We start from the raw sequence: 12,074 nt of genomic DNA on the forward strand, positions 1-12,074 counted from the left end.
ATTAGAATGAATTCCTGGCGCGAAGCGATTTCATGAAGGAGCAACGCTTTGAACAATAATATGTTTTCCAAAGCGGCGGTGTGGTTAGTCATCGCGCTGGTCTTGTTTACTGTTTTTAAACAGTTCGACAAGCCGCATGTCCAGGAGGGCGTAACTTACTCCCAGTTCATGGACGATGCCAAGAACGGCAAGATCAAGAACGTGGTGGTGCAAGGGCGCAGCCTTCAGGTCACGCCTAGCGACGGCCAGAAATACACCATCGTGTCGCCTGGCGACATCTGGATGGTGGGCGATCTCATGAAGTACGGCGTTCAGGTCTCGGGTAAGGCCGACGACGAACCGAACGTGCTCATGTCTGCACTCTACTACCTTGGACCCACGTTGCTGATCATCGGGTTCTGGTTCTACATGATGCGACAGATGCAGGGCGGGGGTAAGGGCGGTGCCTTCTCCTTCGGTAAATCCCGTGCACGTCTCATCGACGAAAATGCCAATCCGGTCACCTTTGCCGACGTTGCTGGCTGCGACGAAGCCAAATACGAAGTCGGCGAACTGGTCGACTTCCTGAAAGATCCTCAGAAATTCCAGAAGCTGGGCGGGCGTATTCCGCGCGGCGTGCTGCTGGTCGGCCCGCCGGGAACCGGTAAGACGCTGCTGGCCCGTGCTATTGCTGGCGAAGCCAAGGTGCCGTTCTTCAGCATCTCGGGTTCCGACTTCGTGGAAATGTTCGTTGGCGTGGGTGCTGCCCGTGTGCGCGACATGTTCGAAAACGCGAAGAAGCAATCGCCTTGTATCGTGTTCATCGATGAAATCGATGCGGTCGGCCGTCATCGTGGCGCTGGCATGGGCGGCGGTAACGATGAGCGCGAGCAGACGCTGAACCAGATGCTCGTCGAGATGGACGGTTTCGAGGCCAATTCGGGCGTGATCGTGATTGCCGCGACCAACCGTTCGGACGTGCTCGACAAGGCGCTGCTGCGCCCGGGACGTTTCGACCGTCAGGTCTACGTCGGTCTGCCGGACATCCGTGGCCGCGAGCAAATCCTGAAGGTGCATCTGCGCAAGGTGCCGATCGCCAACGATGTCGACGCATCGGTCATCGCACGCGGTACGCCGGGCATGTCGGGTGCCGATCTCGCGAACCTGGTGAATGAAGCTGCGCTGTTCGCCGCGCGCCGTAACAAGCGTATCGTCGAAATGCTCGACTTCGAAGATGCCAAGGACAAGATCTTCATGGGTCCGGAGCGCAAGTCGGCTGTCATGCGCGACGAGGAACGCCGTGCGACGGCGTACCACGAGTCGGGCCACGCAGTCGTGGCGATGCTGCTGCCGGAAGCCGATCCTGTGCATAAGGTGACGATTATCCCGCGCGGCTGGGCGCTGGGCCTGACCATGCAGTTGCCGGAACACGACAAGTACTCGGAGTATCGCGACACGATGCTCACGCAGATTGCCATCCTGTTTGGCGGTCGTGCAGCAGAGGAAGTGTTCATCAACAAGATGTCGACCGGCGCTTCGAACGATTTCGAGCGCGCCACCAAGCTCGCTCGCGATATGGTGACCCGCTACGGTATGTCGGACGCCCTGGGCCCGATGGTCTACGTCGACACGGAGCAGGATTCGGTGTTCGGCCGCATGTCTTCCAAGTCGGTGTCGGAGGCCACGCAGCAAAAGGTCGACGGTGAAGTCCGCCGCATTCTGGACGAACAGTACGCATTGGCCAGGAAGCTGCTGGAAGACAACCGCGACAAGGTCGAAGCCATGACTCAGGCGCTGATGGAATGGGAAACGATCGACGGCGAGCAGATTGGCGACATCATGGATGGCCGTCCGCCGCGTCCGCCGAAGAGCGGTTCGCCGAGTGGTGGTGCGTCGGGTGGTAATCCGCCGCTCAAGCCCAGCAACACGCCGGCGACCGTCTAAACGGTCGTCTCGGCGGGCGAAAGCCCTGCGATCCCAGAAAGGCCGGCCCCTCGCCGGCCTTTTTGCGTTTTGGGGCAATAGTGCTGGCGAAGATGGGCTCCCATGCCGCAAACCGTTGGAGCGCCAGCAAAAAAAAGTGATCGGGGACGCAAGCCAGGAAATAGTGAATTTCGGTGTTACGGAGTGTTTCCGGCGTCGGTGCGGCGGGGGATTCCGGTAACATTACGGCCATATGCAGCGCTCGGTGCCTCCGGGCGCGCCGAACCGTTCCCGCGAACGGGCCGCTATCTGTTTTACTGAGCTACGAGCTTCCGAATGTCCTCCGAGCAGTCGCAATCCCTTCCTTCCACGCCTTCCGACATCGACGACATCGTGGTGTCCGGTGAAGTATCCGACAACCCAGTCAAGCCCGACTCGCTCGCATTCGGGCCGCGCTTCCGGCTCGACGCGCGCCGGGTGCATGTCATGGGCATCCTGAATGTCACGCCGGACTCGTTTTCCGACGGTGGCAAATTCGTCGCCCGAGACGCCGCGCTGCGCCATGCGGAGAGGTTGATTGCCGACGGTGTCGATATCCTCGATATTGGCGGTGAGTCAACTCGTCCGGGGGCCGAAGCCCTGCCGGAAGACGCCGAACTCGAGCGCGTCGTGCCGATTGTCGAAGCCTTGCGCGATTGCGGCGTGCCGCTCTCGGTCGATACTTATAAGCCGGGTGTCATGCGAGCCGTCCTGGCTGCTGGCGCTGACATGATCAACGACATCTGGGGGTTTCAGCAGCCAGGGGCTATCGACGCCGTGCGCGATAGCGAAGCTGCGCTGTGCATCATGCATATGCTGCACGATCCCAAGACAATGCAGGACGCTCCGATTTACACCGATGTCGTCACCGAGGTGGCTGCCTTTCTCGATGGCCGGGTCGACACGTTGCTCAGTGCAGGCATTGCACCCTCACGTCTGTATCTCGATCCGGGATTCGGCTTCGGCAAGAATCTGGCGCATAATCTCGCCCTGCTCAAACACCTGCCGGTATTGTCTCGCGACGGCCTGCCGTTGCTCGTGGGCATGTCGCGAAAGCGAATGCTGGGGGAAATCACGGGGCGTCAGTCGCCGCAGGAGCGTCAGGTGGCAAGCGTGGCGGCTGCGATGTGCGCTGCGCAGCAGGGTGCGGCTATTGTCCGGGTGCACGATGTCGCCGAGACGGTCGATGCCCTGAAAGTCTGGCACGCCGTGCGCGACGCCGAGTGACGCCGCGCACGGCGGCATTATGCTAAGCGCGCGGCCCTGAATCCGGGGCGGGGACCGAGCGGGGACGCACGCCAAGCAGAATGGCGGTGCGATCTGCCGTTATCCTTTGACAAGTCTCGAGAAAGTACATGAAAGATGCTCGCGTGCGGACCGTCAACCGGCGCGAAGTATCGAATGGGAACGATGCAACGATGAAACGACGTTATTTTGGAACTGATGGGATTCGCGGCACGGTGGGTGAGAGCCCGATCACGCCTGAGTTCGTGCTGCGGCTCGGCTATGCGGCGGGCCGTGCGCTTGCCGGGAACCAGGCGACGGGGCGCCCGACCGTTCTGATCGGTAAGGACACGCGGGTTTCGGGCTACATGCTCGAAGCCGCGCTGGAAGCCGGTTTCGCGGCAGCGGGTGTCGACACCATGCTGGCGGGTCCCATGCCAACGCCGGCGGTGGCGTATCTCACGCGTGCGTTGCGTTTGGCGGCAGGCGTGGTGATCAGTGCCTCACACAATCCGTACCACGACAACGGCATCAAGTTCTTCTCGGCAGATGGCAACAAGCTGCCGGACCAGACCGAACTGGAGATCGAAGCCGAACTCGACAATCCCATGACGTGCGTACGCTCCGAGCAGCTTGGCAAAGCGCGTCGTCTGGACGATGCGGCCGGCCGGTACATCGAGTTCTGCAAAAGCACGTTCCCCAACGATTTCGACCTGCGCGGCATGAAGATCGTGGTCGACTGCGCCAATGGCGCGGCGTATCACATTGCTCCGCATGTGTTCCATGAGCTGGGTGCCGAAGTCATTGCGATCGGCAACCAGCCGAACGGCTTCAATATCAACGAAGACTGTGGCGCGACAGCGCCCGACGCACTCATGCGGGCCGTGCGGGCGAATCACGCGGACCTCGGCGTGGCGCTCGATGGCGACGCCGATCGCTTGCAGATTGTCGACGGGGCCGGACGTCTCTATAACGGCGACGAATTACTGTATCTGTTAGTCAAGGACCGGCTGAACAACGGCGGCGTGCAGGGGGCTGTGGGCACGTTGATGACCAACATGGCAGTGGAAGTTGCGCTCAAGAAGCTAGGCGTGCCGTTCGTGCGGGCCAAAGTCGGCGATCGTTACGTGCTTGAGCAACTGTACAAACACGGTTGGCAGATCGGCGCGGAAGGGTCCGGCCATATTCTCTGTCTGGACAAGCACACCACCGGCGACGGCATTGTCTCGGCGCTTCAGGTGCTCGCCGCCATTCGCCGCGCGAACAACAAGCCGCTGGCGAAATTGCTCGACGACGTGCGCCTGTTCCCGCAGCACATGATCAACGTGCGTACGCCGGTGGGGTACGACTGGCAGAACGACAGCCGTCTGGCTGCCGAGCGTGAGGCCATCGAGGCCAAGCTGGGCGACACCGGGCGCGTACTGATCCGTGCCTCCGGAACCGAACCGGTGCTGCGTGTAATGGTCGAGGCTCGCGAAGAGTCACAGGCCACTTCATTCGCTCAACGACTGGCAAGCGTCGTCAAAACGGCGGCATGATCGGTCTTTGCCATCTGCGGCCGTCACTTTGCGTGGCGGCCTGCAACCCCCTTCGGCTGCCCGTCACGTTGTAAATCCCATCTCCCCCGGCGAACGCTTTCAGCGGATCGCCGCGTCGTTGTCTTCCCTGATTCCCATCATAGGAATGTTCTTTGCCGGACGTTCACATTTGTGACACCGGCGCTGAGCATTGTCAGATCATTTCCGACATCGCTAGGTCATTGTCACGAAGCGGACATGCGCGCTGGAAGGGGGGCGCCGAGACACAAAAATCTCGTGGGAAGGCTCCGAAACCCGCGCCAATCAACGATCTCTTCAAAATCCCAGGTGTGACGGAAGGCGAATGCAATATGACGATTCCGAGGCGACTTTGTGACGCCAATATTGTGAGCTTTCTGAAATGACATATTACTGTCACATTCCGAATCTATTCTTCGAGCCATCCACACGCTGTACCACACCAACTCGGAGAGATCCATGAAGCTGATGAAGACTGCGATTGCCGGCCTCGCTGGCGTTCTGTTCGCCGCTGGCGCGATTGCGGGCGAGATTACGGGCGCAGGCAGCACGTTTGCCGCTCCGATCTACACCAAGTGGGCCGACGCTTACCAAAAGTCGACCTCCAACAAAGTCAACTACCAGGGCATCGGTTCGTCGGGCGGCATCAAGCAAATCCAGGCCAAGACTGTCGATTTCGCCGGTTCGGACGCCCCGCTGACGGATGAAGAGCTGGCCAAGCAAGGCTTGTTCCAATTCCCGACGGTTGTCGGCGGCATTGTGCCGGTGATCAACGTGCCGGGCGTGAAGCCGGGCGAGTTGGTCCTGTCGGGCGAAGTGCTGGGCGACATCTACCTGGGCAAGATCAAGAAGTGGAACGATCCGGCCATCGCCAAGCTGAACCCGAAGGTCAAGCTGCCGGATACCGACATTGCCGTGGTTCGCCGCGCTGACGGTTCGGGCACGAGCTTCGTGTTCACGAACTACCTGTCGAAGGTCAACGCCGAATGGAAGAGCAAGGTTGGCGAAGGCACCACGGTCAACTGGCCGACGGGTACGGGCGGTAAGGGCAACGACGGCGTTGCTGCCTTCGTGCAACGTCTGCCGGGCGCTATCGGTTATGTCGAGTCGGCCTACGCCAAGCAGAACAAGCTGACGTACACGGCCCTGACGAACGCGGAAGGCAAGGCTGTCGAGCCGACCGCCGAGACGTTCGCTGCCGCTGCTGCCAAGGCTGAGTGGTCGAAGACGTTCTACCAGATCCTGACGAACGAGAAGGGCGACAAGTCGTGGCCGATCGTTGCGGCGACCTTCGTGCTCGTGCACCAGAAGGCTGACGCCGGCAAGGAAGCCCAAAGCGCCGACGTGCTCAAGTTCTTCGACTGGTCGTTCAAGAACGGTGTGAACACCGCCAAGGAACTGGACTACATCCCGCTGCCGGAAGATGTTCTGAAGCAGATCCGCGCTGGCTGGAAGGCCAAGGTTGCCGAGTCGGCCACCAAGGCCGGCATCTAAAGCACCTTGCAGGTTATCGGGCAATGCAACGTTGTGTTGCCCGATACCTCAGAACCGGCAATATCCGCGCCGCCTGTTCCGAAGCCCGAGTTCTGATCTGGCAACGGCTGGCGGCGCGCTCACGCTGAGACGACATCATGGCAGAAGCCACCAGCCCCCTCGCAACACCGGGCGCACAGCGCGCTCCGTCTTCCGTTGGCGACTTTCTCTTCGCGATGCTGACTCGCGGCGCCGCTCTCGTCACGCTGCTCTTGCTCGGTGGCATCATTGTGTCGCTGATCATCAGCGCGCTGCCGTCGATTCAGAAGTTTGGCTTCGCCTTCCTGTGGACGAAGGACTGGGATCCTCCCGCCGAACAATTCGGCGCGCTCGTGCCCATCTACGGCACGATCATCACCTCCGTCATTGCCCTTATCGTTGCGGTGCCGGTGAGCTTCGGCATTGCCCTGTTTTTGACAGAACTCTCGCCCGTATGGCTGCGCCGCCCGCTCGGCACTGCCATCGAGCTGCTTGCCGCCATTCCGAGCATCGTCTACGGGATGTGGGGCCTGCTGGTCTTCGCCCCGATCTTCAGCCAGTACTTCCAGAAGCCGCTGGGCGCGCTGCTCGGCAATGTGCCGGTCATTGGCGCGTTGTTCCAGGGGCCGCCACTTGGCATCGGTATTCTGCCCGCCGGCGTGATCCTCGCGATCATGATCATTCCGTACATCGCCTCGGTCATGCGCGACGTGTTCGAAGTGACGCCCGTGCTGCTCAAGGAGTCGGCCTACGGTATCGGTTGCACGACCTGGGAAGTGATGTGGCGCGTTGTGCTGCCCTTCACGAAGACCGGTGTGATCGGCGGCATCATGCTCGGCCTGGGCCGCGCGCTCGGGGAGACCATGGCCGTCACGTTCGTGATCGGTAACACGAACCTGCTCGACAACATCTCGCTGTACTCGCCGGGTAACAGCATTACCTCGGCACTCGCCAACGAGTTCGCCGAAGCCGGCCCCGGCCTGCACACGTCGGCCCTGATGGAGCTCGGCCTGATTCTGTTCTTCATCACTTTTGTCGTGCTGGCGCTGTCCAAGCTCATGCTGCTGCGCCTCGAAAAGGGCGAAGGTAAATAAATGACTCAACAAGCGCTCGAATTGGAAACACCCGCCGTGAAGCCCACCGACGCCTTTACCCGCGTGCGGCTGCAAGCTTACCGCCGCCGCAAGAACATCTTCGCGATCGCCATGTCGCTCGCGGCGATGGCCTTCGGCCTGATCTGGCTGCTGTGGATTCTGTACACCACGCTCTCGCTGGGCATCGGTGGCCTGTCGCTGTCGCTGTTCACGGAAATGACACCGCCGCCGAACACTGCGGGCGGGGGGCTTGCCAACGCCATCGCCGGCAGTATCGTGATGGTCGGTGTAGCCACGCTCGTGGGCACGCCGCTCGGTATTCTGGCCGGCGTTTATCTGGCGGAGTACGGCCAGAAGTCATGGCTCGCGAGCATTACGCGTTTCATCAACGACATTCTGCTTTCGGCGCCGTCGATCGTGATTGGTCTGTTCGTGTACGCACTGGTGGTGGCGCAGATGGGGCACTTCTCGGCCTGGGCCGGCATTATCTCGCTCGCGCTGTTGCAGATCCCGATCGTGATCCGCACCACGGAGAACATGCTCAAGCTGGTGCCGAACAATCTGCGTGAAGCTGCCTTTGCCCTGGGCACGCCGAAGTGGCGCATTATCGTCAAGATCACATTGAAGGCGTCGATCGCCGGTATCGTGACGGGCGTGCTGCTGGCTGTGGCGCGTATCGCAGGTGAGACGGCACCGCTGCTGTTCACGGCGCTCTCGAATCAGTTCTGGTCGATGAACCTGAACCAGCCGATGGCCAACCTGCCGGTCACGATTTTCAAATTTGCCATGAGCCCGTTTGCGGAGTGGCAGGCCCTTGCCTGGGCGGGCGTGTTCATCATCACCCTCGGGGTGCTGTTCCTGAACATTCTGGCGCGCACGTTGTTTGCCAAGAAGTAACCGGCAATGACAAACGACGCAACGCTACGACACGACGCAAACCTGACGGTTGAGACGAACATGACGAATCCGACGCAAGAAATCAAACTGCCCTCGAAGATTGAAGTCAAGAATCTGAACTTCTTCTACGACAAGTACCACGCACTCAAGAACATCAATCTGCGCATTCCCGACCGTAAGGTGACGGCCTTCATCGGCCCGTCGGGTTGCGGCAAGTCGACGCTGCTGCGCACGTTCAACAAGATGTACGCCCTGTACCCGGAGCAACGTGCCGAGGGCGAGATCAACATGGACGGCGAGAACCTGCTGACTGCGAAGCAGGACATTGCGCTGTTGCGCGCGAAGGTCGGCATGGTGTTCCAGAAGCCGACGCCGTTCCCGATGTCGATCTACGACAACATCTCGTTCGGTGTGCGTCTGTTCGAAAAGCTCTCGCGCTCGGAAATGGACGACCGCGTGGAGTGGGCGCTGACCAAGGCGGCGCTGTGGAGCGAAGTCAAGGACAAGCTGCAACAGTCGGGCTATGGTCTGTCGGGCGGTCAGCAACAACGCTTGTGCATTGCGCGCGGCATCGCCATTCGTCCGGAAGTGCTGCTGCTCGACGAGCCGTGCTCGGCGCTCGACCCGATCTCCACGGGCCGCATCGAAGAACTGATCGCGGAACTCAAGGACGACTACACGGTGGTGATCGTTACGCACAACATGCAGCAGGCTGCGCGTTGTTCGGACTACACGGCGTATATGTATCTGGGCGAGCTGATCGAATTCGGCGAGACCGAGAAGATCTTCATCAAGCCGGATCGCAAAGAGACTGAAGACTACATCACCGGCCGTTTCGGTTGATGCCCACGAGGAAACCCGCGACATGAACGATAAACACCTCTCCAGCCAGTTCGACTCCGACCTGAACCAGGTTTGCTCGCGCGTCCTTGAAATGGGCGGCCTGGTCGAATCGCAGATCGTGACTGCCATGCAGGGCCTCAATACGTTCGACCGTAATCTGGTCGACGAAGTGATCGCCAACGAGCATCGTCTGAACACGATGGAAGTCGAGATCGACGACGAGTGCAGCAAGATCATTGCCCGCCGTCAGCCGACCGCGCGCGATCTGCGTCTGCTGCTCTCGATCTCGAAGACGATCACCAACCTCGAGCGCGCAGGCGACGAGGCCGAGAAGATCGCCAAGCGTACGCGCCACCTGCTTGAAGACGGTGCGGCGCAAAGCGTGAACTTCGCGGAAATCAAGCTCTCGGGCGAGATGGCTGCGCAGTTGCTGCGTCGCACGCTGGACGCATTCGCGCGTCTGGACATCGTGGCGGCTGCCGAGATCGTGCGCGACGACAAGGCCATCGACAATGAGTTTCGTGGCTTCGTGCGAAAATTGGTCACGTACATGATGGAAGATCCGCGCACCATCTCGGCTGGTCTGGATTTCCTGTTCATCGCCAAGGCTGTCGAGCGTATCGGCGATCACGCGAAGAACATCGCCGAATTCATCATTTACATTGTCAAAGGCACTGACGTCCGGCACATTTCGCGCGAAGATTTGCAGCGAAAAGTGCAGGGCGAATAAAAGGCCGGACATTACTGAAGGTTTGAGAGGGAACCGATGCCTAGCAGCATTCTGATCGTAGAAGACGAACCGGCGATTTCCGAGCTGATCTCCGTTAATCTGCAACACGCGGGTCACTACCCGATTCGCGCATACAACGCGGAGCAGGCGCTCACGCTGATCAGTGACGTCCTGCCGGATCTCGTATTGCTTGACTGGATGCTGCCGGGCAAGTCGGGCGTGACGTTCGCGCGCGAGCTGCGAGCGAACGAGCGCACCAAGCATGTGCCGATCATCATGCTCACCGCGCGCAGCGAAGAACAGGACAAGGTGATGGGGCTGGAGATCGGCGCGGACGATTACGTGACCAAACCGTTCTCGCCGAAAGAACTGATGGCCCGTATCAAGGCGGTATTGCGCCGCCGCGCACCGCAGTTGACCGAAGACGTGGTGAGCGTGAACGGCCTGAAGCTCGATCCGGCCACGCATCGCGTGACGAGTCATCAGTCGAGCGGCGACATCAAGCTCGATCTGGGGCCGACGGAGTTCCGCCTGCTGCACTTCTTCATGACGCACCCGGAGCGTGTGCACAGCCGCTCGCAACTGCTCGATCAGGTGTGGGGCGATCATGTGTTCGTGGAAGAGCGCACGGTGGATGTGCACATCAAGCGTCTACGCGCCGCGCTCAAGCCGGCGGGGCACGATGCTATGATCGAGACCGTACGCGGCAGCGGCTACCGTCTGACGAAGTCGGTCTGAGGCATCGGGCCTCGACTCCGGCCGAGACCTGCCGTGCCAATGCCGCTCCTGCCCGATGGGCGGCGGGCGGCAATCTTCCTGTGCATCGTCTATGAATATCATCTGGGCCCGTGCGCTGGCGTTCCTGATCCTGCAAGCGGCCATTTCGGTGGCCGTAGGCTGGCTCTTTGGGGCAAGCGCGGGCTACGTCACCGCCATTGTCCTGCTGGTGACGCAGCTCTTCTTCAATGTCTACCATGCCCAGCGCCTCTGGCGTTTGCTCGACGCGCCGGTCTATGGCGAAGTGCCGAGCGCACTTGGGTTGTGGGGCGAAATCTACTATCGACTGCACAAGCTGGCCAAGCGCTGGCATAACCAGGTCAAGCAGGTGGAACAACAGCACGCGCGTTTTATTCAGGCGATTCAGGCATCGCCCAACGGCGTGATCATGCTCGACGAGCACAATCAGATCGAGTGGTGCAATGCGATTGCCGAGGCGCACTTCGGCATCGATGCCAAACGAGATCTGCGTCAACAGATCACACACCTTCTGCGCACGCCTGCCTTTGTGCACTACCTGTCCTCGGAGCGCTACGACGAGGCGCTGCTCATGCACCACATGGGCGAGAAGCGAAACAACGTGCTCTCCATGCAGGTGTTCCCTTACGGCGACAACCGCAAGCTCATTATTTCGCTCGACGTCACCGATCTCGAGCGCACCGACTCGATGCGCCGCGATTTCGTGGCCAACGTCTCGCATGAACTCAAGACACCGCTCACGGTGCTCTCCGGATTCCTGGAGACGGTCGGCGAACTGCCGCTCTCTCCCGACGAGATCCAGCGCTATGTCGAGATCATGCGGCAGCAGGCGTCGCGCATGCAGAACATCGTGAACGATCTGCTCACGCTGGCGAAGCTCGAAGGCAGCGGCAAGCCGCCGCCGGACGACCGGATCGACATGGGCATGCAGATGCGATCGCTGCGCAGCGACGCCGAAGGGCTCTCGCAGGGGCAGCATGTGATCGAGGTGAGAGGGGCTGACGGACTCGATCTGCGCGGCGCCGAAGGCGAGCTGCATAGTGCGTTCAGCAATCTCGTGAGCAATGCGGTGCGCTATACGCCGCCAGGCGGCAAGATCCAGATCGAGTGGGCGGCGACCGACGATGGCGGCGCTCGCTTCGTGGTAATCGACTCCGGGCTGGGCATTCCGGCGGAGCATATTCCCCGGCTTACCGAGCGGTTCTACCGCATCGACCGCAGCCGCTCACGGGATACGGGCGGCACCGGTCTTGGCCTCGCGATCGTCAAACATGTGCTGACGCGCCATCAGGCCGATCTACGGGTGACGAGCGAGGAAGGGCGCGGCAGCACGTTTGCCATTCACTTCCCGCCAACGCGTGTGGTGCATCGTGCACCGATCGATGCCACGCCCAGCGTGACCGCGAGCGAATAAGTGCGTGCGGCGGAAGGGATCTTCCGCCAGATCGAGGATTCGAAAAAAGAGCGTTCGACTTTGCGGTCGGGTGCTCTTTTTTTATCACTCGTACGCGCGATAGTGTG

Annotated in this window: 10 protein-coding genes; all 10 read left to right on the top strand. The window is 60.7% G+C overall.

All coding sequences use genetic code 11. The features are described from left to right. Positions 1-48 precede the first annotated feature (48 nt). The 10 genes from ftsH (at position 49) to phoR (ending at position 11,967) form a co-directional block, all read left to right on the top strand. On the top strand, positions 49-1,923 hold the full coding sequence (ftsH, locus tag AT395_RS08815) for an ATP-dependent zinc metalloprotease FtsH (RefSeq protein ID WP_042112094.1): 1,875 nt from the start codon (positions 49-51) through the stop codon (positions 1,921-1,923). A gap of 375 nt (positions 1,924-2,298) precedes the next feature. Next, positions 2,299-3,168 (top strand): dihydropteroate synthase, encoded by an 870-nt coding sequence (folP, locus tag AT395_RS08820; RefSeq protein ID WP_052765694.1) that lies wholly within the window; start codon positions 2,299-2,301, stop codon positions 3,166-3,168. A gap of 191 nt (positions 3,169-3,359) precedes the next feature. After that, complete coding sequence (gene glmM / locus AT395_RS08825) at positions 3,360-4,703, top strand: phosphoglucosamine mutase (RefSeq protein ID WP_042117037.1); 1,344 nt, start codon at positions 3,360-3,362, stop codon at positions 4,701-4,703. 477 nt (positions 4,704-5,180) lie between these two features. Next, on the top strand, positions 5,181-6,215 hold the full coding sequence (pstS, locus tag AT395_RS08830) for a phosphate ABC transporter substrate-binding protein PstS (protein ID WP_048627555.1): 1,035 nt from the start codon (positions 5,181-5,183) through the stop codon (positions 6,213-6,215). Between the two features lie 137 nt (positions 6,216-6,352). Continuing rightward, positions 6,353-7,327: a phosphate ABC transporter permease PstC gene (gene pstC / locus AT395_RS08835; RefSeq protein WP_042112091.1), complete on the top strand. Its 975-nt coding sequence runs from the start codon at positions 6,353-6,355 to the stop codon at positions 7,325-7,327. Then, positions 7,328-8,224 (top strand): phosphate ABC transporter permease PstA, encoded by an 897-nt coding sequence (pstA, locus tag AT395_RS08840; RefSeq protein ID WP_042112088.1) that lies wholly within the window; start codon positions 7,328-7,330, stop codon positions 8,222-8,224. Between the two features lie 60 nt (positions 8,225-8,284). Then, entirely contained in the window at positions 8,285-9,067 is a 783-nt protein-coding gene (pstB, locus tag AT395_RS08845; RefSeq protein WP_039368919.1) for a phosphate ABC transporter ATP-binding protein PstB, read from the top strand. A 22-nt stretch (positions 9,068-9,089) separates the two neighbouring features. Next, positions 9,090-9,797: a phosphate signaling complex protein PhoU gene (gene phoU, locus AT395_RS08850; protein ID WP_042112087.1), complete on the top strand. Its 708-nt coding sequence runs from the start codon at positions 9,090-9,092 to the stop codon at positions 9,795-9,797. A gap of 36 nt (positions 9,798-9,833) precedes the next feature. Continuing rightward, positions 9,834-10,535: a phosphate regulon transcriptional regulator PhoB gene (gene phoB / locus AT395_RS08855; RefSeq protein ID WP_010805263.1), complete on the top strand. Its 702-nt coding sequence runs from the start codon at positions 9,834-9,836 to the stop codon at positions 10,533-10,535. A 91-nt stretch (positions 10,536-10,626) separates the two neighbouring features. Beyond that, on the top strand, positions 10,627-11,967 hold the full coding sequence (phoR, locus tag AT395_RS08860; protein WP_048627554.1) for a phosphate regulon sensor histidine kinase PhoR: 1,341 nt from the start codon (positions 10,627-10,629) through the stop codon (positions 11,965-11,967). Positions 11,968-12,074 lie beyond the last annotated feature (107 nt).

The sequence above is a fragment of the Pandoraea apista genome, assembly GCF_001465595.2.
GTDB classification, from domain to species: Bacteria; Pseudomonadota; Gammaproteobacteria; order Burkholderiales; family Burkholderiaceae; genus Pandoraea; species Pandoraea apista.

Bases quoted from the DNA above. Each gene is read 5' to 3' on its own strand.
- pstA (WP_042112088.1), top strand. From the start codon at position 7,328: ATGACTCAACAAGCGCTCGAATTGGAAACACCCGCCGTGAAGCCCACC.
- pstB (WP_039368919.1), top strand. From the start codon at position 8,285: ATGACGAATCCGACGCAAGAAATCAAACTGCCCTCGAAGATTGAAGTC.
- pstC (WP_042112091.1), top strand. From the start codon at position 6,353: ATGGCAGAAGCCACCAGCCCCCTCGCAACACCGGGCGCACAGCGCGCT.
- phoB (WP_010805263.1), top strand. From the start codon at position 9,834: ATGCCTAGCAGCATTCTGATCGTAGAAGACGAACCGGCGATTTCCGAG.
- pstS (WP_048627555.1), top strand. From the start codon at position 5,181: ATGAAGCTGATGAAGACTGCGATTGCCGGCCTCGCTGGCGTTCTGTTC.
- phoU (WP_042112087.1), top strand. From the start codon at position 9,090: ATGAACGATAAACACCTCTCCAGCCAGTTCGACTCCGACCTGAACCAG.
- phoR (WP_048627554.1), top strand. From the start codon at position 10,627: ATGAATATCATCTGGGCCCGTGCGCTGGCGTTCCTGATCCTGCAAGCG.
- glmM (WP_042117037.1), top strand. From the start codon at position 3,360: ATGAAACGACGTTATTTTGGAACTGATGGGATTCGCGGCACGGTGGGT.